This is a genomic window from Ilumatobacter sp. (assembly GCF_049588435.1).
Lineage (GTDB): Bacteria > Actinomycetota > Acidimicrobiia > Acidimicrobiales > Ilumatobacteraceae > Ilumatobacter_A.
Map to the genome: position 1 here is coordinate 1 of NZ_JBAVYV010000202.1, position 22,672 is coordinate 22,672.

24 protein-coding genes, 1 tRNA gene and 1 pseudogene are annotated in these 22,672 nt (G+C 65.7%); 11 read left to right on the forward strand and 15 right to left on the reverse strand.

Annotated features, from left to right (window positions below):
- Window positions 1–1,534 (reverse strand): hypothetical protein (locus WBV89_RS07590; protein WP_423980728.1); only part of this gene is annotated, 1,534 nt, incomplete at its 3' end.
- A 98-nt stretch (window positions 1,535–1,632) separates the two neighbouring features.
- Between WBV89_RS07590 and WBV89_RS07595 the strand changes: the two genes are divergently transcribed.
- Window positions 1,633–2,265, forward strand: coding sequence for a TetR/AcrR family transcriptional regulator (locus tag WBV89_RS07595; protein ID WP_423980729.1), 633 nt, complete (start codon window positions 1,633–1,635; stop codon window positions 2,263–2,265).
- Window positions 2,266–2,748: 483 nt separating this feature from the next.
- Here WBV89_RS07595 and WBV89_RS07600 read toward each other — a convergent pair whose 3' ends face one another.
- Together WBV89_RS07600 and WBV89_RS07605 are read right to left on the reverse strand one after the other, a co-directional pair.
- Window positions 2,749–3,879 carry a YHYH protein gene (locus tag WBV89_RS07600; protein WP_423980730.1) on the reverse strand — a complete coding sequence of 377 codons (1,131 nt, stop codon included), beginning with the start codon at window positions 3,877–3,879 and terminating at the stop codon, window positions 2,749–2,751.
- Window positions 3,876–4,703, reverse strand: coding sequence for a PEBP family protein (locus WBV89_RS07605; RefSeq protein ID WP_423980731.1), 828 nt, complete (start codon window positions 4,701–4,703; stop codon window positions 3,876–3,878). The genes WBV89_RS07600 and WBV89_RS07605 overlap by 4 nt, the downstream gene beginning before the upstream one ends.
- A 293-nt stretch (window positions 4,704–4,996) precedes the next feature.
- On the opposite strand from WBV89_RS07605, the gene WBV89_RS07610 reads away from it, so the two are divergent.
- Window positions 4,997–5,884 (forward strand): sulfotransferase domain-containing protein, encoded by an 888-nt coding sequence (locus tag WBV89_RS07610; RefSeq protein ID WP_423980732.1) that lies wholly within the window; start codon window positions 4,997–4,999, stop codon window positions 5,882–5,884.
- 41 nt (window positions 5,885–5,925) lie between these two features.
- On the opposite strand, the pseudogene WBV89_RS07615 reads toward WBV89_RS07610, so the two are convergent.
- Window positions 5,926–7,198, reverse strand: a pseudogene (locus tag WBV89_RS07615) (ISL3 family transposase).
- 413 nt (window positions 7,199–7,611) lie between these two features.
- On the opposite strand from WBV89_RS07615, the gene WBV89_RS07620 reads away from it, so the two are divergent.
- From WBV89_RS07620 to WBV89_RS07640, 5 genes are all read left to right on the forward strand, one after another.
- Complete coding sequence (locus WBV89_RS07620) at window positions 7,612–8,076, forward strand: RNA polymerase sigma factor (protein WP_423980733.1); 465 nt, start codon at window positions 7,612–7,614, stop codon at window positions 8,074–8,076.
- On the forward strand, window positions 8,073–9,194 hold the full coding sequence (locus WBV89_RS07625) for a hypothetical protein (RefSeq protein WP_423980734.1): 1,122 nt from the start codon (window positions 8,073–8,075) through the stop codon (window positions 9,192–9,194). The genes WBV89_RS07620 and WBV89_RS07625 overlap by 4 nt, the downstream gene beginning before the upstream one ends.
- 120 nt (window positions 9,195–9,314) lie before the next feature.
- A complete protein-coding gene (locus tag WBV89_RS07630) occupies window positions 9,315–9,881 on the forward strand; it encodes a cupin domain-containing protein (RefSeq protein ID WP_423980735.1) in 567 nt (188 codons plus the stop codon).
- Window positions 9,882–9,940: 59 nt separating this feature from the next.
- Entirely contained in the window at window positions 9,941–10,891 is a 951-nt protein-coding gene (locus WBV89_RS07635; RefSeq protein ID WP_423980736.1) for a hypothetical protein, read from the forward strand.
- A gap of 54 nt (window positions 10,892–10,945) precedes the next feature.
- On the forward strand, window positions 10,946–11,728 hold the full coding sequence (locus tag WBV89_RS07640; RefSeq protein WP_423980737.1) for an enoyl-CoA hydratase/isomerase family protein: 783 nt from the start codon (window positions 10,946–10,948) through the stop codon (window positions 11,726–11,728).
- Between the two features lie 347 nt (window positions 11,729–12,075).
- Here the strand turns inward: WBV89_RS07640 and WBV89_RS07645 are convergent, their stop codons facing one another.
- From WBV89_RS07645 to WBV89_RS07655, 3 genes are all read right to left on the reverse strand, one after another.
- The gene (locus WBV89_RS07645; RefSeq protein WP_423980738.1) at window positions 12,076–12,435 is read right to left on the reverse strand and encodes a type II toxin-antitoxin system VapC family toxin; all 360 of its coding nucleotides are present in this window, start codon (window positions 12,433–12,435) and stop codon (window positions 12,076–12,078) included.
- On the reverse strand, window positions 12,416–12,634 hold the full coding sequence (locus WBV89_RS07650; RefSeq protein WP_423980739.1) for a CopG family transcriptional regulator: 219 nt from the start codon (window positions 12,632–12,634) through the stop codon (window positions 12,416–12,418). Before WBV89_RS07650 ends, WBV89_RS07645 begins: the two co-directional genes overlap by 20 nt.
- Before the next feature lie 462 nt (window positions 12,635–13,096).
- Window positions 13,097–13,741 (reverse strand): PadR family transcriptional regulator, encoded by a 645-nt coding sequence (locus WBV89_RS07655; protein ID WP_423980740.1) that lies wholly within the window; start codon window positions 13,739–13,741, stop codon window positions 13,097–13,099.
- A gap of 96 nt (window positions 13,742–13,837) precedes the next feature.
- Here WBV89_RS07655 and WBV89_RS07660 point away from each other — a divergent pair, with 96 nt between their 5' ends.
- The gene (locus WBV89_RS07660) at window positions 13,838–14,632 is read left to right on the forward strand and encodes a maleylpyruvate isomerase family mycothiol-dependent enzyme (RefSeq protein ID WP_423980741.1); all 795 of its coding nucleotides are present in this window, start codon (window positions 13,838–13,840) and stop codon (window positions 14,630–14,632) included.
- Between the two features lie 173 nt (window positions 14,633–14,805).
- On the forward strand, window positions 14,806–15,165 hold the full coding sequence (locus WBV89_RS07665; RefSeq protein WP_423980742.1) for a cupin domain-containing protein: 360 nt from the start codon (window positions 14,806–14,808) through the stop codon (window positions 15,163–15,165).
- Window positions 15,166–15,363: 198 nt separating this feature from the next.
- On the opposite strand, the gene WBV89_RS07670 is transcribed toward WBV89_RS07665, so the two are convergent.
- Window positions 15,364–16,095, reverse strand: coding sequence for a hypothetical protein (locus WBV89_RS07670; protein WP_423980743.1), 732 nt, complete (start codon window positions 16,093–16,095; stop codon window positions 15,364–15,366).
- Window positions 16,095–16,634, reverse strand: a complete 540-nt coding sequence (locus WBV89_RS07675; protein ID WP_423980744.1) for an RNA polymerase sigma factor — start codon at window positions 16,632–16,634, stop codon at window positions 16,095–16,097. The genes WBV89_RS07670 and WBV89_RS07675 overlap by 1 nt, the downstream gene beginning before the upstream one ends.
- 173 nt (window positions 16,635–16,807) lie before the next feature.
- Here WBV89_RS07675 and WBV89_RS07680 point away from each other — a divergent pair, with 173 nt between their 5' ends.
- The gene (locus WBV89_RS07680) at window positions 16,808–17,509 is read left to right on the forward strand and encodes a hypothetical protein (protein WP_423980745.1); all 702 of its coding nucleotides are present in this window, start codon (window positions 16,808–16,810) and stop codon (window positions 17,507–17,509) included.
- On the opposite strand, the gene WBV89_RS07685 is transcribed toward WBV89_RS07680, so the two are convergent.
- From WBV89_RS07685 to WBV89_RS07695, 3 genes are all read right to left on the reverse strand, one after another.
- A complete protein-coding gene (locus WBV89_RS07685) occupies window positions 17,490–17,906 on the reverse strand; it encodes a hypothetical protein (protein ID WP_423980746.1) in 417 nt (138 codons plus the stop codon). The two genes, WBV89_RS07680 and WBV89_RS07685, sit on opposite strands and share 20 nt — an antisense overlap.
- Window positions 17,907–18,006: 100 nt before the next feature.
- Window positions 18,007–18,079 (reverse strand) — tRNA-Thr (locus WBV89_RS07690).
- 72 nt (window positions 18,080–18,151) lie between these two features.
- The gene (locus tag WBV89_RS07695; protein WP_423980747.1) at window positions 18,152–18,859 is read right to left on the reverse strand and encodes a spheroidene monooxygenase; all 708 of its coding nucleotides are present in this window, start codon (window positions 18,857–18,859) and stop codon (window positions 18,152–18,154) included.
- Window positions 18,860–18,880: 21 nt separating this feature from the next.
- Between WBV89_RS07695 and WBV89_RS07700 the strand changes: the two genes are divergently transcribed.
- Window positions 18,881–19,489, forward strand: a complete 609-nt coding sequence (locus WBV89_RS07700) for a glycerol-3-phosphate acyltransferase (RefSeq protein WP_423980748.1) — start codon at window positions 18,881–18,883, stop codon at window positions 19,487–19,489.
- A 27-nt stretch (window positions 19,490–19,516) separates the two neighbouring features.
- Here WBV89_RS07700 and WBV89_RS07705 read toward each other — a convergent pair whose 3' ends face one another.
- The 3 genes from WBV89_RS07705 to WBV89_RS07715 form a co-directional block, all read right to left on the reverse strand.
- Window positions 19,517–20,632, reverse strand: coding sequence for a glycosyltransferase (locus WBV89_RS07705; protein WP_423980749.1), 1,116 nt, complete (start codon window positions 20,630–20,632; stop codon window positions 19,517–19,519).
- Window positions 20,629–22,077, reverse strand: coding sequence for a phytoene desaturase family protein (locus WBV89_RS07710; RefSeq protein ID WP_423980750.1), 1,449 nt, complete (start codon window positions 22,075–22,077; stop codon window positions 20,629–20,631). Before WBV89_RS07710 ends, WBV89_RS07705 begins: the two co-directional genes overlap by 4 nt.
- Window positions 22,074–22,672 (reverse strand): carotenoid biosynthesis protein (locus tag WBV89_RS07715; protein WP_423980751.1); only part of this gene is annotated, 599 nt, incomplete at its 5' end. The genes WBV89_RS07710 and WBV89_RS07715, both read right to left, overlap by 4 nt.

Below are 22,672 nucleotides of genomic sequence, written 5' to 3' on the forward strand. Positions count from 1 at the left end.
CCACGGCGCCGAGCAGCGGGAAGACGCTGTTGAACGACGGGCTGGTGAACGGGGCGATCAGCACGTCGCCGTCCTCGATCGCATCGAAGTCGTCGTCGGGTCCGGCGATCACGACGGCGCGGCCACGATACGCGGTGTCGCCGATCCCGTGACCGACGAGTCGGCCGTCGCTGGGAGACGACTCGCCCTGCATCGCGTCGATCATCGCCATCACCGCACGCGTGGCGCGCGCCATCGGCTTTGGGAATGCGTCGAGGGGTGGAGGCGGTTCCTCGTCACCGAGCCACGTCGGCGGATCGAGTGAGAGTTGGAAGGTGCGCTCGGCATCGCGCTCGCGGATCTGGTCGATCGAGGGGCCGCGCTCGCCGCGGAGGAGCGCTGCGAGTTCGGGGCCGTCGCAGTGGATGACGTGTGCGCCGTCGGCGAGCGCACCACGCTGCTCCAACCGTCGTCCGATCTCGAGCAATGCTCGCCGGGCGATGCCGGCCGGCCAGTTCAGGCGGAGCCCGACGTTGTCGTCGCGAAGTCGAAGCCCGTATCGAGCCTCGGTGAGCAGTTCGTCGAAGAGCGCGCGCTGATCGGCCGGAACCCGCGCTCGCAGGACGGCCGGATCCGGCGCCAGGGCGTGGGTCTCGGGGTCCAGGACGTCGGGATCGAGCGCGGCCACGATCCGCCACTGGAGGTCGGGTTGTTCGTGGAGGGTCGGGCAGTCGACATCGTCGCTGTTGAGGAGTCGCCACCCGTGGAGTTCGAGCCAGCGGTCGATCGCCGTCGCCGCCTCGGGCGAACGGGACCGGAGTTCGGCAATCGAGCCGGGCGCGGTGTTCGTGTCGCTGGTGGACGCATGCGAGCGTGCGGCCGGTGCGAGGAGATCACGGGTCTCGACGGTGAGCGGCGACGATCCCGAGAGCAGCGATGTCGCGTCGTCAGCTGTGATTCCCCACCGAGCGCAGTGGGCGAGGTAGTCGCCGCAGGGCACGATGTCGCCGCCGTGGGTCTCGAAGCCGAGGACGAACTGCTCGGCGAGGTACGCGGACACTTCCTCGATGTGGGTCGCCAGCGCGTCGTCACCAGCCGCCGCCGGATCGAAGCTCTGGAGTCTCAGGTTCTCGCTCAACACGCCATCGCGACCGCCGCGCTCGAACCATGCGTCGACGTCGGCGCGCCAGCGGCGCTCCGCCCACGCCTCGCGAGCGGTGCGGTTGCGACGGCGGAGCTCGGGGTGAAGTCGTGCGACGAGCCACATGATCGCCGTGGGTGGCGGCGCGCCCCCCTTGCCGTTGTCGCCGATCGCCTTCGGACGGGCGTAGGTGTAGCCGTGCACGGTGGCGAACTCCATCGTCTCCAACGGCAATCCGAATCGCGCGGTGAGGGTTTCGAATCCGTCGGACGCCCGGTCGGTGATCGGGCGCATGAAGCGCGTGGTGGGGCGACGTCCGTGGTGCGTGGTGTCGAGCATCCACTGGCCGGGACCCGGGGGGACGAACTCGGAGGAGGGGATGGTCGAGGTCGTGTCGTCGCTGGTCGTCGTCATGCGCCTGGCGTCTCCGCTTCGGTCCCACCCGCTTGGGTGCAGAACATCTGTTGTGAATGTCATCGAGTCTGCACTGAAGTCAGTGATAATGTCAACCCGTGACCGACGCCGAGCGCCCCTACCACAGCCCGTTGCGCGAGGCCCAGGCCGGCCAGACCCGTGTCCACATCGTCGAAACCATGATCCGCCTGCTCGCGGAGACGGGCGGGGTCGACTTCGCGGTGCGCAAACTCGCCGAGGCCGCCGGCGTCTCCGAGCGCACTGTCTATCGGTACTTCCCGGATCGGGAGGCCCTGCTCGACGCCGTCAACGACCACTTCGGCGAGGTGATGTCGACCGGGCGCCGTGAACAGGAGCTCGCCGACCTCGATGAACTCGCTCGATTCGTTCCCGACGTCTTCGGCGACTTCGACCAGCATGCCGCCGCCACCAAGGCCGCCTTCCTGATCAATCCCGATCCGGCGCGGATCCTGCCGACGCAGCAGCGACGCACCGAACTCATGATCGACGTCTGCCGGCGCTCCTTCCCCGACCTGCCCGAAGCCGACCAGCGGCGTCTCGGCCAGCTCGTCCGCACGCTCACCTCGACGTTCAGTTGGCTGCGCATGCGCGAGGAGTTCGACATGATGGCCGACGAGTCGGGTGAGCTGATCGGCTGGGTCGTCGAATGTGTCACGGAGGAGGTCCGCCGCACCGGCCGGGTCGGTCGTTCCCCCGACGAGTCGAGCTGATCCTCGCCCGCTATGGGTGGCCGAGCATCCCGACATGGGCGCATCGCCCATGGCCAGCCTCGCCGTCGCGGTGAAGCTCGGGTAGTGCGCCCGTCGAGCGGGTGTTTCTCAGAGCCCAAACCGAGAGTCGAACTCGGGACCTACGCATTCCGATTTCGATCGATTCGCTTCGGCGGTTCCCATTTAGTGCCGTCTACCAGGGGTTGTGCGGAGATCGACTTTCGCCTCTTCCCGCCAGTTTCGCCCCGATCCCGCCCGATTTCTTGGTTGGAATCTTGGTTGGATCGCTTTCGGCCGGACCGTCGCCGGCCGCGTTCTGGCGCGCGCGTTCTGTGCGGATTCGCCTGCTCGACGTGTGCGCGCGTTTGCCGGTTCCCGGACGGGTCTGAGAGACGATTGCGGACCAAGTTGTTGTAGATCTCGGCCCAGGTCAGACCGCCGGTCAGCGGTCTGACTGGTATGGCTCGGCCTGACATCAGAACCTCAACGGGAGTAGGTCTCCGTGGTGACGTCGCCTGTGGGGCTGGTGAACTCGAAGCTCACGGTGGTCTCGGTGACGGTGTAGTCGACCGAGCCGAGGGCGTCGCCGACGGTGTATTCGAGACGGTAGGAGCCGTTCCCGAGATCCTCGAACCCGGTGACGGTTGCGCCGGCCAGTGGCTCGCCTGCCGGTCGAAACGCGGGGGTCACTGGTTGTGGTTCGACTTGGTCGGAGACCTCGACGACGCCGATCAGGCCACCATTGATGTACGGGTACGTGGTGGTGCCGTGGTAGTGGTACACCCCGTCAGGTCCGGTGTGACCGTTGTACTCGTCGAGCGGTTCGAGCGGGCTGCCATCGGGCTCGATCGAGCCGTAGATCGCGAATCCGTCGAGTGCGTACGCAATCGGATTCGCGGGCCCGACCACCGCTTCCAGATGGAGTGGTGCTGCGTGGTAGTGGTAGTCGTCGGCGCGACCGCAGTGACCGCCGAACTCATCGAGTTCACCGACGAGGAACGCATCGTCGCCACGGTTGTTGAGCGCGTTGAAGATCGGAATCCCGTTCACGGCGAGCGCGATCGCTCCGCGGAACAGCCCGGTGCGCGCCGAGACGGGTTCGTCAGCGAGTTGCGGAGTGATCGGGAACTGCCAGGCGTTGGCTCCGGTGTAGTCCTGGGCAACCGGCACCTGCTGCTGCCAGCTGGTGATGCCGACCATCATCTGGTGCATGGGGATGCCGTAGCACTCGACCATCCACACATCCCCGCTCGCGAAGGCGGTCACCGTGTCGGCGAATGCGTCGAAACCCGCGAGCACGCCGACGGGCACCGTTCCCGACACCGTGCCGGCGGTTGCCTCGGTCACGTCGTTCGTTGCGGTTCCGTTCGTCGTCGGCGCCGACGCGCCGGACGTGGAGTCTGCGTCGGTCGAGACAGAGGCGGTCGAGTCCGACGTGCTCGACCCGCAGGCGGCGAGGAGAATGGCACCGATGCCGAGTGCTCCCGAACGCAGTGCGGCCCGTCGGTCGAACACCGCACCGTGATGGGGATGGATGTGCCCAGCAGGCTCGCCGGGGTGATGGGGATGAACGTGGTCGTGGGTGATGGCTGCTCTCGATCGCTCGACTCTCATGAGATCGTGGTCCTGAGGAGGATGGTGTTGTCGACGCGGAGATCGGTGCCCCAGATCAGTTGCGCCGACGGGTCCCAGCTGATCTCGTCGTACCCATCCTTGGGACCGACGTCGGCAGCGCCCCAGACGCTGGCGTTCGTCCAATCGCTGTCGTCGAAGCCGGCTGATGCCCAGTCGGAAGATGTCTCGATGATCAGGGACTCGCACGTCGCGTCGGGATTGGCGTCGTGTTCGCAGTCGGTGTTGAGCGGCGCCTGGTGGACGACCAGCGCCTTCCAATCCGAGTCGGTACCGGCCACGACCTCGGCGGTCGACGTGTCGATGACCTGGGCGATGATGCCGCCATCGCCCATCTGCTGGTTCGCCTCACCGATGTACTCGAGGCCGGAATCAGTCTCCTTGAAATCCTTTGCTTCGATGGCAACCGTGAAGGGGTATGTCGCTTCAAAGGTGAACACCTCGGCGTTGAAAGACCGCTCGGTGGTGATCGGGACCGAGTCCTCGCCGATGAGCACACCGTCGACGTACACCGCCATCCAGTTGTCGGCCCAGACCTCGATGCTGAACGTCGACACAGCCGCAATCTGCGTGGGTTCAGACGTGTCGGTCGAAGCCGAATCTTCGTCGGTCGACTCGGGATCAGCTGTGACCGTGGTCTGGGCAGTGCCGATGGATGTCTGTGCAGTGGCGACGGTGCTCGAGGCCCCGTCATCAGTGGTGTCGGCAACGTTGTCGGACGACGTACCGCAGGCGGTCACCAGTCCGACGAACACGAACGGGAAGAGCGCAGCACGCCAGGAAGCCTGGTTTGGCAGTTGTCTCATGACCGCAGTTTCGACGAACATCCTGTGGGTTCTTTGTGCGTTGAGTAAGTGTTCGCACCAGATCCGTCGAGCCCTTGCACCTGCGCCACTCGTATCAACACCGGCAGACGACCTCGCTACCGCCCACGATCGGCACGTCCGCGCTCGGCCGTGTGCGCGAGAACGCGCGCAGCGGAAGCGCCTGGCCCACGGTCTGCGATGAGGCGATCTTCCCAGCCGGATCTTTGCTGCCTGGGCGCGCCAGCAGTTGCGTCCCTCGGCGTCGATAGGTGCTCGACGTCTACCGTGGCGGCGTGACGAGCCAGCCGATCCGATACCTGTCGGCAGACGAGGACAGCGCCCGGTGGCTCGACTTCGACTTCCGCGATGACGACATTGTCATCAGCACCCGTTCCAAGTCCGGCACCACCTGGGTCCAGATGATCTGTGCGCTGCTGATCTTCGAAACGCCGGATCTCCCGCGGCCGCTTGAAGAGCTGTCCCCTTGGCTCGACTGGCTGGTCCTGTCGAAGGCCGATCTCTTCGAAGACCTCGGGGCGCAGACCCACCGCCGATTCATCAAAACACATACACCGCTCGATGGGCTGCCGAACGATGATCGAGTCACGTACGTCGTCGTCGCCCGGCACCCACTCGACGCAGCAGTGTCGCTCTACCACCAGAGCCACAACATCAACCGCCAACGCGTCGCGGAACTCACCGGCAATCCGGAACTCGCCAAACCCAAGAAGCTGCCGCCGCTCGATGAATGGCTCCTCAGCTGGACCGGATCGGATGCAACCGCACAGGACCACCTCGAGTCATTCAACGGCGTGTTCCACCACCTCACCGACGCATGGAGTCGCAGGCACGAGTCCAACATCGTCCTCGTGCACTACGCCGACCTTCTCCACGACCTCAACAGTGAGATGAAGCGGATCGCAGCCCTCCTCGGGATCAACGTCACGAACGAGCGAGTTGGCGACCTCGCGAAAGCCGCAACCTTCGAATCGATGCAGGCCAACGGCGACAAGCTCGCGCCCGACCCTTCAGCCGTCCTCCTGGACAAGAGCCGCTTCTTCCGTTCCGGCCGATCAGGAGCCGGAACGGAAGGGCTGAGTTCGGCCGCTCTCGCTGCGTACCACTCCCGGGCGTCTCGAACGGCACCACCCAACCTCCTCACATGGCTGCACCGGGGCTAACCACAGTCGCCCATATCACGCTCTTCTGCTGGATCTGTGGGTCAGGTTCGGCCTGGGCGGAGCGGTGGATGGCTCCCGAGCGCGAGGAGTGCGAGGGCGATGAGGGGTTCGGGTCCGTGGAAGCCGAACGCGATGCGGGTGAGGAGGCGGATCTTGGTGTCGGTCGACTCGATGAGGGCGTTGGAGAGCCCGGAGTCGAGGGCGTGATCGATCGCCACCCGGTGCTTCACGATCTTGCGGGCGAGGTCGACGAAGGCAGGCATGCGTGATCGCCGCGCCCACGACAACCACCTGTCGAGGGCGTGCTTGCCGGCGTCGCCCTTGACGGCGAACACGAATCGCAGTCCTTCCTTGAGGAGGTAGGCGCGATGGAGCCGAGGGTCGATCTTGGCGATCCAGTCGAGCTGGGCGCGTTGGTTGTCGGTGAGATCACCAGGGTTCTTCCAGAGCGCGTAGCGGGCGCGTGCGATGCCGAGCGAGGTGCCTCTGGCTCGTCCTCGCTGGGACGTGACGGTGGTGATCGCGTTTCGTCCCGATGCTTGGTTCCAGGCTCGGCGACGCTCGACGTCGAGCGCTTCGATCGCCCACGCCACGACGTGAAACGCATCGGCGCAACGCACGGCGTTCGGGGCTCTCTTGGCAACGACGCGGGCGATCCAGCCGGCCATATCGGCTGATACATGGGTCAGCAGGGCGGCGCGTTCGTCGCCGAGTTCGTCGAAGAACACCTCCAACTCGGCGTCGGTGCGGCCCGGGCCGACCCACACCAGATGCCCGGTGTCGTGATCGACGACCACGATCAGGTAGCGGTGCCCGCGCTTGTAGGAGATCTCATCGATCCCGATCCGGCGCAACCCGTCGAGACGATCAACCCGCGCCTCGACGTCTGCATTGACCCGCGTGACAATCGCCCCGATGGTGCGCCACGCCACCCGCAACAACTCACAGGTCGCGGACTTCGAGGTGCGCACCGCCAGCCACGCCGCCAAGTCGTCGAAGTCGCGGGTGTGGCCGACCCCGTGACGAGCCCACGGCACTGCCACCACGGTTGGCCCATGCGTGCGACACCGCACCCGTGGTGCGTCGGCTTCGATGAACACCTTCGTCGTGCCGGCGTCCAACGCCCGCCACCGCCGACGACCATCACCACGGTCGTAGCGAGGCGAACGTCGATGGCAGTGTCCGCAGTGGCCACGAGCCTTCGCTGGGCCGCACCGACACGACGATCGAGCCGTCGGTGTCGTCGACACGGACCCCTTCCACGACCGTGCGCGCCAACCCGCACGCCTTCTCCCATACCTTGGTGTTCAGCACCCCGTCTGCCGTCCTTTCAGTTTCGGGCCTTCGACAGCGCGAAACCTAGGAATCAGGCGGGGTGCACGCGCGGATAGGCCCTCAACTCACCCACAGATAGAGCAGAAGAGCGACATATCCTCACGGATGCGCTCGTTCAGGCGCGCAAGAATGTGCTGACGGTCGGTCGGACCTGTCGCACGTTGGCATTCGCGCTCCGCTGCCGGATCTCGAGCGGGGTTCGAGTCGCTCCCTCGGACGATCTCGGCCGATCGCTCTGTATGTCGCTCGACACGCTTGGCGATGGTGGTTGAGGCTCGTGACGACCGAACGGGACGGTGGCTGTTCGGCGATGTGGGGAGGAATCTTGATTCGTGGTGGTACGACGGTGGCGTTCGCTGCACTCATCTGGTGAGAGCCAACAGGGAGCCAAGGTGCAACAAGCCACGATCGACACCACCTTCACGGAGTGGGCGACAGAAGCGGGGCCGAAGATTCGGCAATCGCTGACGGCCGCCTTCGGCGTGCAAGTGGGCAAGGACGCCGCGGCAGATTCCTTGGCGATCGCGTGGGAGCGGTGGGATCGGGTGTCCGTCATGAACAACCCGATCGGCTACGTGTATGGCATCGGGCGCAACAAGGCACGGCGGATGAAGGCTCGCGGTCGACCCATGTTCGTCGAGGTGCCGGAGCAGTTGTTGCCCAACGTCGAACCCGGCTTGCCAGCAGCCGTCTCGGACCTTCCGGAACGCCAGCGGATCACCGTCACGTTGCTCTACGGCTACGGCTGGACGATGAGCGAAGTCGCCGAACTCCTCGGCACGAAGAAGACCACGGTGCAGAACCACGCCGAACGCGGCCTGACCAAACTTCGCCACGCACTGGGGGTGACGCGATGAAGACGCCGATCGAAGACCAACTCCGCGACTACTTCACGATGGTCGACCGGATGCAGGGCCCCGTCGACTCGACGCTCCAGACCGCGAAGGACCCGACGCTCCGTCTCGTCACAGTCAGCACGGAGGATGCCGCCGATTCAGCCACGGAACTCATGAAGCTCGGTCCCGATCGCACCGAACCACGCAACCGATCCCGTACCTGGATGCTCATCGCCGCATCCGTCGCCGCACTCGTCGGCGGACTCGTCGTCGTCGCCAACCGTGACTCCGATCCGGCGCCAGCGGAACAACCCGTCGTAGCCGTGACCGATCCGGCCCTCGTCGGAACTCAACCTCCTGGGACCGCATCGCCGTCGACCGAGTCATCCGGGCCAAAGGAGATCGCGATCACTCCCGAGGGCTTGCAAGGATTCTGGCTGAACACCGTCGGAGCAGCGTCGCTGCTCGTCGAGTTCCGACCGGACGGCACGTTTACGCTCGGCGACACGGGGCGCCTCGGCAACGGGACGTACACCAACGGTACGTTCGGAGTCGACGACGAGACGATGATCACCTTCCGTACGGCGGACGACGCCTCGGACTGCCCAGGTGTCACGATGACATGGACGGACGTCGTCAACGACGGCGACGGCGTCATGACGGTCGAGGCACTCGCTCCCGACTGTCGTGTCCCCGCGGGTTCCCAGTGGGAGTTGACACGTGTCTCTCCGGCCTCGACGGCCAGCCTCGAGCTGCAGGCGGGCGACCTCGATGTCGAGCCGGTACCTGCGACCGAGAGCCTGGAGATCGAAGGCCTCTGGCTCCGGGTCGGGACGGGTGATGTCCTCGCCATCGATCCCGCAGGCACCTACCTGGTGAGCTCTGACGGAAACTCACTCCGGCCCCTCGACTCGGGCACCTATGACCTCCAGGCCCCGGGAGTCCTCACGTTCACGAGCGATGGTTCCGGCGAATGCAACGCAGGCGAAGTGTGGATGTGGCAGGGGGTGACCACTGCGAAGGATCTCCAGCGCGAGAACCAAGCCCGTGGTTCCTCCATGCGCGCTGACTCGGCCGAGCTGTGCCGGTCTGCCGTCGGAGGCGACTCCTGGAGGCTGCTGTCTCCCGAGAAGACGTAGCGAGAACCATCATCGGCAGTACCGAGCGACGAGTTTGTGCACCGCCGAAGGCAAGTCCAGTTCCATCGAGTGAGTTCGCCAACCTCAACCAGCAAGTCCAACCCAAGCAGGAGAACCACCATGCGCATCACCATTCGTTCGAAGCGTCCGACGAACCGCACGACCGGCGCATTGCTGGGCACCATCGCGGCATTCACGTTCGGCCTCATCGCGATGACCGGCCACGCCGACGCCGGGGGCGACGAACCAAACCCGCCGGCGCCGATCGCGGTGGAAGTGCTGTCCCGACACGCCGCCTTTCCGGACGACGTGTCGGTGCAGGTGAAGCGCAAGCTTCCCGGGCAGGGCGCCGACGTGCTGAACCTCAAGGATGCGGGAAACGTCGTCACGGCGAGGCTCGTCCTCCAACCGGGCGCGGCCTTCCCATGGCACACCCACCCCGGCCCGGTCATCGTCAGCGTCGTGGAGGGTGACCTGGTGTACCAGCAGGCGTCGGACTGCATCGAGCGCACCTACGGACCACAGGACGCATTCGTGGACCCCGGTCCGAAGCTCCACACCGCCTGGAACCCGGGTGTGCAGGAGACGGTGCTCGTCGCGACGTTCTTCGGAGTGCCGGTCAACCCGGACGGTACGGGTGGGGTGGTCACGCTTCCTGACCCCGATCAGTCCGATCGTTGCGCGTGAGCGGGCGAGCCACACGACGACCCCACCAATCGAAGGAGACCAACCTCATGAACCTGACCATGACCCGAACGATCATCGCATGTGTGAGTGTCCTCGGACCCGTCGTGGCCGCCTGCGGTGGAGGATCCGACGAAGCGGCCGTCCCGACCGATCCTGCGGTCGCCGAAACCGAACCCGCTTCCACCGAACAACCTGCGCCAACTCCCGCAGAACCGCTGGCCACCGAACCGTCCACGTCCGAACTGCCGTCGACCGAACCGGCCCCGGCGCACGACGTCGCGATCACCGCCGAGGGTGTGCACGGATACTGGGTGAACACCGCCGGAGCATCGTCGCTGTTCGTCGACTTCCGGATGGATGGCACGTTCACGATCGGCGACACTGGCCGTCTTCGCAGCGGAGCGTTCACCAACGGCACGTTCGAAACGATCGACGAGACGACGATCAGCTTCACGACGGCCGATGATGCGTCGGATTGCCCGGGCGTGACGATGACGTGGACCGGCGTCGCCGACGACCAGGGCATCATGACGGTCGAAGCGCTCGCCCCCGACTGCGACGTCCCTGTGCTCACCCCGTGGGAGTGGACACGCGTGTCTCCGGCCTCGACCACCAGCCTGAGCCTGCAGGCGGGCGACATCGATGTCGAACCCGCGGCTGCGACCGAGACCGCAGAGATCGAAGGACTCTGGCTCCGGCCCGGAACGGGCGACGTACTCGCGATCGACCCAGCAGGAACATACCTGCTGATCTCGGACGGAAACTCCCTCGAGCCGCTCGACTCGGGCACCTACCTCATCGAAGCCCCAGGGCTCGTGACCTTCACCAGCGATGGTTCCGGCGAATGCGACGAAGGCGAAGCGTGGACGTGGCACGGCGTGACGACTGCGAAGGATCTCCTGCGCGAAAACCAGGCCCGCGGCTTCTCCATGCGCGCCGACTCGACCGAGTTGTGCGGGCCGGACGGAGGAGACGATGCGTGGAGGCTGTTGTCTCCCGAGAAGACGTGAACCCGATGGAGGACCTCCCCGCCATCGGCACCGACCGAGATACTCTCGGCCCGCATGACTGCTGACACATCGAGCGTTGCCCTCGACGTGATCAAGCACGTGGGGTGGATCAAATTCGATCGATCGCCGGTGAACGCGTTCGAATGGTCGATGGTTCGAGAGGTCGAAACGGCGATCGACACGATGGTGGCAGATCCCGAGGTCCGTGTCCTCGTGCTCGGCAGTGCCAATCCCAAATACTTCAGCGCCGGAGCCGATCTCGAGGTATTCCGCGACATTGACGAACCAGGGATGCGCGAGTGGTGCGAACTCGCGCACGGCATCGTGCACCGCCTGCGAGACTCACCCAAACCGGTCCTCGCCGCGATCGCAGGCATCGCCGTTGGCGGCGGACTCGAGATGACACTGCACGCCGACGTGCGTTTCGCGAGCGATGACGCCCGCCTCGGGCAACCCGAGGTCAACATCAACTTCATCCCACCGGTGGGCGCCACTCAGGCGCTGGCCCGGCTCCTCGGTCGCCCCGCAGCTCTCCAGTTCCTCTACGACGGAGGACTCATCGATGCCCAACGAGCCATGACGATCGGTCTCGTCGACAACATCACCGCGGCCGACGAGCTGGAGGCAACCGTCCAGCGATACGGCGAGTCGCTCGCGTCAAAACCACCGGAGGCACTCGCAGCGCTCAGGCGGGCGATCGTCTTTGGAGGGGGAATGACGTTCGATGACGGCCTCGCGCTGGAGGCCTCACTGGCCACGCAGCTTGCCGACACCACCAATTTCGTCGAGGGCGTCTCAGCATTTCTCTCGAAACGCTCACCCGAATGGCGCCGCTGAGTTCGGTGACGGGGAGTTCGACCAGCAACGTGAGCAGCGCAGCGCCTGTCCGTCGATGACGCATTTCGCGTTCGCGGTCGACGCATCGCGACACCCGTTGCATCCGAACGCTGAATCGAGCCACGACAGCGACCTGCCATCGGGGCTCATAGATTTCTCAACGAACGAGAACAACCCGAGTGCACGATGAACTCGCCGACGTTGGCGACGGCGTTTCACCAAGCGAAACAGCACGCATATCAACGTCACCTAAGACTCTCGAGACCCGAGAAAGATCGGCACGTCGGTGATCGGCCAGGCGCTCAAGAACGACTGGCTGGTCCGGCCGCCGGTCTTCCGTTGGGGAGTCAATCGATGGACCGCAGGCGAATTCCTCTGATCGGCTCGAAGTGCTTTCGGTTCCGCGTCACGACGCTGAAGCCTCGCTCGAGAGCCGTCGCTGCGATCAGCGCATCGGGGAGTCGGGTTCCCGACTCCCGAGCAATGCGCCCCGCTCGTTCCGCGATTGCTCGGTCGACCTCAACTTCGCGGAAAGGCGCAAGCAGCCGGGAACAGAGATCGGTTGCTGAGTTGCCAGCGAACAGTTCGGCTCTGGTCACGACCGAGTAGTGCACTCGGTGTCGCTTCGGCTGGAACTCGTTCGCGCCACGTAGATGATCGATGAAGACGTCCGTGTCGACGAGGAGATCAGCCACGGGACCACGCATCACGCGAGGGAGCGACCGCGTGAGGAACGGCTCCGAACGTGGCTGCGAGTGCCGCTTCGGGATCGGGCCTATCGTCGAGATACTCGTCGACCGCGTGTCGGATCACCTGCGCCATCGAGACGCCCTCGACGGCCGCAACGCGATCGATTCTCTCGCGCTGCTCGTCAGTGAGGTACACCTGAGTGCGTGTCGATGACATACATCTACTATATACACCACTCGAACTTCCTGGCTAGCGCATATCGCCAGCCCCGATCCGCGCCCCGGACCCGCTCCTGATCGGCACGTCCGCGCTCGGGTGAGCGCGCGATATCAGCTGGCAACGATGACGGTGCCGCAGCGCTTGTGCTGAGGCGGTGTCGCCGAGGGCGGAGTGTCTGACGCTGGGACGGGGTGACGGTGGTGACGATGGGTTCACGCTTGGTTGTGAAACGCGTCCGCGGACGGGGTTGGTTGACGATCGGTGAATTCATCATGTTCGGTTGATCGAACGCGTCCGCGGAACCTGCTCCAGATTGTGCGGACGATCCGTCCCCTGTCGGATCTGAGCTGCGGTGGCGGGCGCTGCCCACTACCGGTTCCTCTTTGGGAGTGTCCGAGTCCAGTGAGCACCGAGAAACGCCGCGGGCTGTGCGTATCGCCTTGAGGAGTGCGCGACCCGTCACCGAGCTTCGGAGGGGACGAGAACCGACTGGCGTTGCGTGATTGCTTCGAGGATCTCGCTGGTGCGGTCGGTCATCCCGAGGCCCTCCGTCGTCGGCCAGGCTGCGATCTCTGCTCGTGCGAACTCGGCCCACTTGATGATCAAGTCGGAGAGCTCGAGTTGGAACGTGGCGAAGAGCACCGACACGTGGACGCGCTCGGGGAACGGATGCTGGCCGTCGACGTAGCCGGCGTTGATGTCCAGGACCTGTTCGTAGGTCTCGGTAGCGTCGCTGCTCAATGCGTCAAGTGCGGCCATCGCATCGTCGATGGTGCCGTGGTCGGCGAAGAGCAGCCGCAGGAGCGCTTCGGCCTCGAGAACCGGAGGCTGCGGGGTGGTCGCCATCCATTCGTCGAGCGCGGTCCGGCCCTCGTTGGTGATCGTGTACACGGTGCGGCTTCGCTCGCCCACGGATTCCTGTTGGGAGGTGGCCATCCCGTGTTGGACGAGCTTCTTGGGTTCGGAGTACAGCAGCCGCTCGGATTTCGGCCAGGCGAAACGCAGGCTGCGAGTTGCCTGCTGGGTGAGCTCGTAGCCGGCCCACGGCCGAATCGCGAGCATACACAGCACGGCATAGGACGAGGTCGTGAGTCGAGGCGCCATGAGCTTGACTTTACTGCATAATACAGTAAAAATGGGGGGTACTGCAGATTGCAGGAAGATGAGAACGGACACGGTTCCTCGTGGAGGAGGGTGGACATGCAAGTCACGGACTACATCGCATACGTGGCATCGGAAGGCGACAAGTTCGCCACTGCCGCCGACAAGGGCGACCTCACCGTCGACATCGCAGCGTGCCAGGGGTGGGACATGCGTTCCCTCGTGCGCCATCTCGGCCTCATTCACCTCTGGGCAGCGGGGACGGTTGTGGCCGCCCAAGACGACTGGCTGGACGCCATGGACATCCCCGACATGGCGCGCTACTGGCCCGAGCTCGGCTCGTCGTGGCCCGACGACACAGGACTCGTCTCGTGGTACCGCGCGACCAAGGACAACCTCATTCGAGTCCTTGAGTCGGCACCAGCCGATCACCAGTGCTTCAGCTTCCTCCCCGCACCGACGCCGGTGACAATGTGGTCACGTCGGCAGGCCAGTGAGATCGCGATTCACCGATTCGACGCCGAGAACGCCCGGGGCATCCCGTCGCACTTCGAGCCCGAGTTCGCCGCCGACATGCTCGACGAACTCCTGTCGGGATTCGCTGTCCAGCAACGTTCCCGGAGGCCCAACAAGATCGAAATCGGATCCGATCAGATCCTGCACGTGCACGCCGACGACGTCGACCAGCACTGGTACCTGACCATCGGTCCGCGAGGCACCGAGACCGCTCGCGACGGCGGCGACGCCGACCTGACCGTCACAGCCACCGCTACCGATCTCTACCTGCACATGTGGAACCGGACTGGCGACTCGACCCTCGCATTCACCGGCGACGCCGGCGTGATGGCCGTCTGGCGAGAGAGTTGCAGAGTCAACTGGTCGGGGGGCGAGTAGCACCCCGCCAGCAGTAGCGCGAGTGGCGCACCATCACGAATTCACACGTCTCGTCGATATCGAAGTTCGAAGACGCGGCAGTGGTTCGGCGCGGGGTCGTCCACTGCATTTGATCAAGTCACCGGTTCCAACCCCGGAGCGAACCACGGCAGCGATGCCAGAAGGAGATAGCCATGCGCACACCAGTCGAGCAACTGCCGATCGCCCACGAGGCACTCGGCGAGATGATCCGCGGCCAAGACTGGGGAGGGATGACCAGCGCGTACATGAACTACCCGACCGGGTTGGACTTTTGCCCTCTGCTCGAGGGCCTCGAACGCGACCACTGCCAGTGCCCGCACTGGGGGTATGTCATCGAGGGACGCGTGCGCGTCGACTACGAGAACGGCACCAATGAGACGGTCAGTTCAGGCGAGCTTTACTACTGGCCCGCGGGCCACACCATTGTCATCGTGGATGCCGTGCGCATGGTGGAGTTCAGCCCGCACGATCTGATGTCAGACGTCCTCGCCCACGTCGTCGCGAAGCTGTAACCACGAGCTCGCGTGCCCGGCGCCGATCCATCGGTCGACCGCTCGGACCCCGGCGAAGTTGCACGTCTGCCGAGCGACGAAGACCGCTCGATACTCACGCCACGCAACAGCGGCCGACCCCGCTCGCGATCGGCACGACTGTGCTCGGGAAGGTGCTTCAGATTGTTCGGCCGAGCGTTGCGTTGCCGGCGCTCGGTCTCAGGGGAAGCCGCAGCCCGAAAGGATGATTGCATCGGGTGGGTCGTTCAGATCGCTCAGCTCGCGCAGCGCAAACGCGATCGAGCGGGCAGCTGCAGACGGATCCCCCGCCTCGAGTTCGGTGCGGGCCTGAACGATTCCTCCCGCAGCGATCTGCAGCGAGCGAGCGCCTGCTTGGCTGATCAGATCACCGGCCACGAGTGTCGAGCGAAGCTCCTCGAGCGAGGCAGCTGCTGCGCTGAGGTCCGGAAGCGAAGCATCGGCGACCGAACCCGACGTCGCAAACGAGTCCTCCAGTTCGGCAAATCGCTCGAGTTCAGCGATCGACGGAGCGCCCTGCGCGTACGTTGCGCAGGCCGATTCCACCGTGGCCAGCGTGACCGGGGCGGCGGGCAACGTCGTGAGCGTCGTCGGTGTCGGCGGAACAGGTGTGCTGGGCGCTGTTCCGTCGCGGTTTCCGTTGACCAGGGCGGTGAGGCCGACGAGTAACGCGGCGATCGAAGCAGCCCCAGCGAGCGAGCGCACCAATCGGCCCTTCCTCTCGAGGGTCCTCTCGGTTGTCCAGTTTGAGGTGGCCGCGGGCTCGACCCGTGGCGTGGACCTGGAACGCTCGGTCGCGTCGCGCTCGAGGGTGTCCTGGACCTCGGCGCGCAGTGCGTTCTTGAACTCGGCCGGGTCCGGTGCGGGTTCGTCGACAAGCCGGAGCAGGTGGGTCAGTGTCGGGTCGTCCATCAGCACTCGTCTCCGTCGTAGTTGCGTCGAAACGACGCCCGCGCTCGTGCCAGCGCCGATTCCACGGAGCGTGTTGACTCGTCGGTGGCAGTCGCGATCTCGGGCACGGACATCCCGTCGACGTGGTGAAGGATCAACAACGTTCGATGTCGCATCTTCATGCCGTCGAGAGCGTCGAGCACCGCCTCGCGTGTTCCGGAGTGGGCCCAGCGCTCGGGGAACTCCACGGCGTCTTCTTCTCGTGCCCACGCCAAATGCCGCTTCGCCTTGTGTCGCTCAGCGCGTCGCCACTGATCGATGACCTTGTTCCGCGAGACAGCCATCAGCCACGCCGGAGTGACTGCAGACTCGCGACCGTCGGCGTAGGCGAGCGCTGCGGCATGGAAGACCTCTGCGGTCACGTCTTCGCCGTCGCTACGTCCAAGCCGCGCCGTTGCGTATCGGAAGACCGAGCCGAACTCGGCGTCGTACAGCGCATCGAACGAGGCAGTCGGTGACCGCTTCCGCTCCCTGTTGGCGCCCATTCGCTCGTCCAGCATCACAGGTTTCATCGTCGAAGTCCGCCGATCCAGTCGGTCTCGTCGTGATTTTCTTGTGAGCCGACCGACGGGATCGAGGGTCGTCCCACGATGAACCGGTCCAACAGGAGGTTCAGAAGATGATTCGTACGCAGCCCACACGACCGACATGGGGAGCGGTAGGTATCGCAACGATGGTGTTGCTCGCCGCCTGCGGCAGCGACGGCTCTGCGGCGGAGAACACGAGTAGTGCTTCGGTGACTCAGCAGTCGACGACCGAGGTCACCTTGGCACCGGCGACGACAGCCGCACCACAGCCGACGACGGCCTTCGAGCCGACCTCTGAGTCCTCGACGTCCGTTGCTTCCGAGTCAACGAACCCTGAAGTTCCTCTCGATGTCTGGGCGACGGACGTCGTCGCCGTCTACGACCAACGGTTGACAGCGCAGGCGGAGAACGTGGGCGAGTTCGTCAAATGGATATTTCCCGAAGACGGATCCGAGCCGAACTACGAGGACGAGGTTGACTCATACCTCGTGCTGACCTCTGGCGAAGCAGCCGATGCCGGCGCAGCGATCGCCCAGCTGCCCGCCTCCCGACCGGACGACGCCGACCTCGCCGTCGCGTACGACGCGTTGATCGACGCACTGAAAGCCGAACGCGACGGCGCAGGCGAACTCGCCGAGCGGATCGAGCAGAACCTTGACGCCTACAGGGCCGAAGCCGTCGAGGCGCAAGTGACTGAGCCGCCCGCCGGTGGCCCTGTCGAGGGTTCGTTCAACGAGGCGAAAGGAGACCTCAACAGTCTGCAAGACGAAGTCCTTTCGGCATGCTTTGGACTCCAATCAGCATTGACCGAGCGCAACCTCGCCCTGATCAACTGCACCGGATCCTGAAACGATCACCCGAGACGCAATCGCCGCCCTCGTGCGTGAGCGTGGAGTAGTAGCTGTCGATGCGCTGCGTGGTGACCTTGCTCAATCGAAGCTTGCCGAGGTCCGGTCCGATCCTCTTCACGACGAGGCGCCGGTACTCGCGCACGGACGTGGGCGAGAGCTGGTCCTCGACGACGTCGAGCCACTGGGCCAGCAACTCGTTCAGCGTCGTCGCTGATGGGTAGGTCTTGCCGGTCGACACGTCTGCAACGAATGCTGAGAGCGCCCGCTGTGCCTCACGTTCTGTGCCGTGATGCGTGCGACTCAGCTGCTTGTTGCGGCCCGTCGCGCGGTCACGCGGAAGTTGAACAATCAGTTCCCATGTCCCCGGGCGGCGTTCTCGCAGTGACCCCTGCATGCCGAAACCGTGCACCAAGAATCTTGGTTACGATCTTGGTTGGCCTCCAGGGCCAAATCACCAATCTCTCAAAAACACCGATCTACCTGGTGTTATTCAGAGCCCAAACCGAGAGTCGAACTCGGGACCTACGCATTACGAGTGCGTTGCTCTACCAACTGAGCTATCTGGGCAACCGTCGTCACCGGGGCGACGACGTCGGAAATGTTATCGGCCGAGCGACCGTCTGACAGTCGTCGTTTCGGTCATGCTGGGGACATCGGGTCGGCGAGGGGATCGCGACCGTTCCAGACGCCGGATGACGCGTAGGGCTCGAATCGTGCGAACCACTCCTCGCTGTACCAGTCGCCGTCGCGGGTCTGGCGGATCACGTCTTGATGCCGAGGCATCCTGAACGCGAACTCGCGAACCGTATCCATCGATTCCCAGAGGCTGAACGTCGCGAGGCGGCCGATCGGCGCCTCCCCGATCCCGACGACGCCGATCAGACCCTCCGCTGTGCGGAGTTCGGTGTCGACCTCGCGGCCGGCGCGGCCGAACTCGCGCGACACCCGGAGCCGCACATCGGCGCGCGTGACGACGGCGATCCGCCCGTCACCCCGACCCGGCTCCATTCCCTCCTGCGGATCGATGCCCTTCCACGTGCCGTGGCCGCCCAGGGAACGGAGCCGCACGTGCCACGCCGCCGCAACGGTCCTCCACCGGCGACCGATCGGATGGTCCGCGATGAATCGGTCCAGATCCGACTCGTCGTTCCACACCGCGAACAATGCCGTACGACGCAGGTCCGCACCGGGTCCCGTGTGGTCCGAGCGACCCGTCCCCATCAGCCTCCAGAAGCGGAGCCCGTCGACTCGCCCGAGTCGTGGCCGATCGAGCCCGAGTCGTGCGGTTGCGAGCGGCGCCTTCCAGGTCGGTTCCTCGATGAGGTGGAAGGACGCGATCCGGGCCATGCATCCGACATGCTGTCACCAATGGACGCAGTCGGCGACCTCAGTGCCAGCCCGGCGTCTGTGGTGCTCGCGATCTTCGTCGGATACCTGGTCGGTTCGATTCCGATCGCGAGCATGGTCGCGACGCGGCGTGCAGCGATCGATCTCCGCGACGTAGGTGATCGGAACCCGGGTTTCTGGAATGCCCGCGAGATGCTCGGGCGACGGGCGGCGATCCCGATCTTCGTCGGGGACACGGCCAAAGGTTCTGTGGCAGCTGCCTGCGGCGTGTTGCTCGCCCAGGACGGTGCGTGGGGACTCGGGTACGTTGCGGGCGGCGCGGCGATGGTCGGCCACGCCTACCCGCTGTTCGCCCAGTTCGTCGGTGGTCGCAGCATCCTGACGTTCACCGGCACGATGCTCGTCGTCGCCCCCCTCGCCGCGTTCATCTCGATCGGACTCCTGTTGATCGTGTTCGTCGCGACGCGCTCGTTCGCCTGGGCGGCGCGGGCGGCATTCGTCGCGATGCCGTTCGTGCAACTCGTCGTCGACGGGCCGTACGAGACGGCTGCGACGGGCGTGTTGATGACGTTCATCGGCATTCGATTCGCGCAGGCAGCGCTCGCCGATCGCCGGTCATCGGGTGTCTGACACCGGACGACGACACTGGCTCGCCGGTCACGGGTACCTGCGACCGCGCCAGGTTTGGCGACCACGTCGGGCGATCCCGCGTCCGATCGACGCGGCCGAGGCGGAGTCGGCGAGCGGGCTCAACCAGTACGCGACGTCGACGCGGTCGTACGCCGTTCGCGTGCCGACCAGCGTTCCCACGCGGATCGCGAGCAGTCCGATGTCGAGCAGGTCGCTGCGACGCAGGATCAGGCGCGGGAGCGGAGCGGCCTGAGCGAGGACGACGACGGCCAGGTCGAACAGTTGTCGCGACCGCGACTCGACGCCGGGGAGCGACAGCGAGCGGCCCCACCCGGTCCACGTGTCCGTCAGCGACTCGAACATGCGAACGGTGAGCAGATCGGCGGCGTCGAGGAAGCCGACGGACCAGCCGCGTGTCGCGAGGCGACGTGCGAGCGCGATGTCCTCGACCACCTCACCGGAGACCGGGGACATCCCGCCGATCGCGAGGAAGTCGGCTCGTCGTACGAGCATGCACTGTCCGTTGGCCATCGCCCGCTCGGGTCGATTGACCGTGCCCGGTGGCCCGAAGCGGTAGACGAGGGTGGTCAGCATCGAGGCGTGCAGCCAACGGGTGGCCCGTGTCGGGCATTCGAAACGCCCGCCGACCGTCAGGAAGTCGATGGAGTCCCCGACGGCTCGACGGACCATTGCGGACGGCAGCCGGGGGTCGGGGCGAGCGTCGGCGTCGAGTGTCAGCACCCACTCGGAGCCAGCGGCCTCGAGGCCCTGTTGGAGCGCCCATGCTTTGCCCGCCCAGCCGTCGGGAAGCGGAGTTCCGTCGACGACGGTGGCGCCGGCGGCGACGGCGATCGACGCGGTCGCATCGCTCGACTGGTCGTCGACCACGATCACCTCGTCGACACCGGGCGCGTCGATGATCGCGTCGAGCAGCGGCCCGATCCGGTCGGCTTCGTCACGCGCTGGGATGACGACGCTGATCGAGCCGGTCGTCGTGTCATCCGGGGTCAGGGGATCACCGGGGGTCACGGGAGGGGCGGTCCGAGCCGCACCCGCCAATCGGGCGATCGCGACGGCGCCGGCTCCGGCACGCGCCGCGAGCACGACGTATCGCAGCCTGGTGCGGGCGGGAGGTGATGTCACGGCTGGTCGTCGGCGATCATGTCGGCGACGATGCGGGCACTCGTCGCGACGAGGGGCAGACCGCCTCCGGGGTGGCTCGAACCGCCGACGAGGTAGAGCCCCGGCTTCGTTCCGCGATTTGCCGGTCGCGCGAATGCGGCGCGCTTCCCGTTCGACGAGGCGCCGTAGATCGCCCCGCCCGGCGATCGGTAGTTGTGCTCGATGTCGGCCGGGGTCATGTGGGCGCAGAACCGGATGCGGCGTCGGAGTTCGACCCCGTGCGTGGCCAACCGTTCGAGGACGAGGTCGCGGGCGCGCTCCGCATCGAGTGCGATGCCGGGAGGGGTGTTGACCAGGAGGAACCAGTTCTCGTCGCCTTCGGGCGCCTGGCTCGGATCGGTCACCGAGGAGATGCAACCGTAGATCGTCGGGTCATCGGCGAACTGCCCGGCATCGATTGCGCGGGACTCCTGGTATGCGTCGTCGGAGAACCACACGTTGTGATGACCGATCCCGTCGGTCCGGCCGCGGACCCCCACGCACAGGATGAAGCCGCTCGTGGACAGAGCCGCCTTGCGAACCTTCTTCGCAGCGCTTGCGTCGGGCAGCAGGTCGTCGTAGAGGTGCCGGGCATCGACGTTCGCGACGACGATCGGCGCGTCGATGAACGAGTCGTCGGACAGCCGCACTCCGGTCACCCGGTGCGGCGTCGACGTGATCGACGCCACCTCGGTGGAGGTGCGGATCGTGACGCCGACGTCGAGAGCGACGCGTTCGAGAGCCTCCCGAAGCGCACCGAGACCTCCCATCGGGTACCAGCATCCGAACCGTGACTCGATGTGGGCGATACATGCCAACGTGGCGGGCGCCTGTGCCGGTGACGAACCGGAGTAGGTCGCGTACCGACCGGCCCACTGGCGCAGGTGATCGTCGTCGAAGGTGTCACGAGCGGCTCGGCGTAGCGTGCGCAGCGCGTCGATGTCGAGAAGGTCTCGTGGCGAGTCCATCCGTTCGAGCAGCGAACGCGGATCGGACATCGGCCCTGCGAAGAACGTGCGTTGGGAAATGTCCCAGATTCGGCGTCCGTTGTCATCGAACTTCCGCCACTGTTCACCGGCTCCCGGCGCGAACGCTTCGAAGTGCGATCGCGTGTCCTGTGGCTCATCGGGGATGGTGAGCTGCGAACCGTTTCGCCACGAATAGCGGAACTGGGGGTCGAGGCGGACCATCGTGAGCTGTTCATCGAGCGAGGTGCCGGCCAACCGGAAGATCTCGTCGAAGAGATCGGGCAGCGTCAGCAACGACGGCCCCACATCGAACGTGAAGCCATCGCGTTCGTACACCGCGAGCTTGCCGCCGACGGCATGGTTCCGCTCGACGATCGTGACGTCGTGCCCGGCAACCCGGAGACGGATCGCCGTCGCGAGGCCCCCCACGCCGCCTCCGACCACCGCGACGCGGGTCACGACCGACCTCGCATCAGTTGTGCCGTTGCGGTGGCGGCGATCGGGATCATCCCGAGACCGCCCACGATCGCCACCACGGGGTCGCGGAAGTAGCGAGCGAATCCGAGCGTCTGCATCACCGACATGTACCCATACTGGGCGACGAGTCGGGTGTCGACGGACTCGACTGCGTCCGGTGCCGCCTCGGCCGGGCGATTCTTCGGGAGCACGACCTCGAACATGGCCATGATCCCGAGACCCGTCGCGAACCAGCCGAGGAAGTTGGTGAGCGGAATCCCGCGGTAGATCCCGCGACGCGCCCACGCCCAGTAGCCCTCGCCGACCATCTGCGGATCGAGGAACAGGTCCCACGCGGTCATCGCCGCGGCACCGAGCACGATCCGCGTCGCCGGCGTGGACCTCTCGCCGAGTGCGGCGTCGGCCGTCTCGCGAGCGGGCAGGCCCATGGCGAACCAGGCGAGCGGAACGATCACCGGAACGTGCGCGATCTGGGGTCGGAGAGCCGAGGTGTATGCGTAACGGCCGAACGGGCGCCCGGTCAGCGTGCCGATGCGTTCGACCGCTCCGGTCGCGACGGCCGTCGTCGCTCCGGCGG

What these genes read in the sequence shown, in the direction of transcription:
- WBV89_RS07695 (WP_423980747.1), bottom strand. Translation starts at nt 18,859, where the DNA reads ATGGCCCGGATCGCGTCCTTCCACCTCATCGAGGAACCGACCTGGAAG.
- WBV89_RS07605 (WP_423980731.1), bottom strand. Translation starts at nt 4,703, where the DNA reads ATGAGACAACTGCCAAACCAGGCTTCCTGGCGTGCTGCGCTCTTCCCG.
- WBV89_RS07630 (WP_423980735.1), top strand. Translation starts at nt 9,315, where the DNA reads ATGCGCATCACCATTCGTTCGAAGCGTCCGACGAACCGCACGACCGGC.
- WBV89_RS07675 (WP_423980744.1), bottom strand. Translation starts at nt 16,634, where the DNA reads ATGCTGGACGAGCGAATGGGCGCCAACAGGGAGCGGAAGCGGTCACCG.
- WBV89_RS07655 (WP_423980740.1), bottom strand. Translation starts at nt 13,741, where the DNA reads ATGGCGCCTCGACTCACGACCTCGTCCTATGCCGTGCTGTGTATGCTC.
- WBV89_RS07650 (WP_423980739.1), bottom strand. Translation starts at nt 12,634, where the DNA reads ATGTCATCGACACGCACTCAGGTGTACCTCACTGACGAGCAGCGCGAG.
- WBV89_RS07660 (WP_423980741.1), top strand. Translation starts at nt 13,838, where the DNA reads ATGCAAGTCACGGACTACATCGCATACGTGGCATCGGAAGGCGACAAG.
- WBV89_RS07685 (WP_423980746.1), bottom strand. Translation starts at nt 17,906, where the DNA reads ATGCAGGGGTCACTGCGAGAACGCCGCCCGGGGACATGGGAACTGATT.
- WBV89_RS07670 (WP_423980743.1), bottom strand. Translation starts at nt 16,095, where the DNA reads ATGGACGACCCGACACTGACCCACCTGCTCCGGCTTGTCGACGAACCC.
- WBV89_RS07625 (WP_423980734.1), top strand. Translation starts at nt 8,073, where the DNA reads ATGAAGACGCCGATCGAAGACCAACTCCGCGACTACTTCACGATGGTC.
- WBV89_RS07645 (WP_423980738.1), bottom strand. Translation starts at nt 12,435, where the DNA reads ATGCGTGGTCCCGTGGCTGATCTCCTCGTCGACACGGACGTCTTCATC.
- WBV89_RS07700 (WP_423980748.1), top strand. Translation starts at nt 18,881, where the DNA reads ATGGACGCAGTCGGCGACCTCAGTGCCAGCCCGGCGTCTGTGGTGCTC.
- WBV89_RS07640 (WP_423980737.1), top strand. Translation starts at nt 10,946, where the DNA reads ATGACTGCTGACACATCGAGCGTTGCCCTCGACGTGATCAAGCACGTG.
- WBV89_RS07680 (WP_423980745.1), top strand. Translation starts at nt 16,808, where the DNA reads ATGGTGTTGCTCGCCGCCTGCGGCAGCGACGGCTCTGCGGCGGAGAAC.
- WBV89_RS07665 (WP_423980742.1), top strand. Translation starts at nt 14,806, where the DNA reads ATGCGCACACCAGTCGAGCAACTGCCGATCGCCCACGAGGCACTCGGC.
- WBV89_RS07635 (WP_423980736.1), top strand. Translation starts at nt 9,941, where the DNA reads ATGACCCGAACGATCATCGCATGTGTGAGTGTCCTCGGACCCGTCGTG.
- WBV89_RS07600 (WP_423980730.1), bottom strand. Translation starts at nt 3,879, where the DNA reads ATGAGAGTCGAGCGATCGAGAGCAGCCATCACCCACGACCACGTTCAT.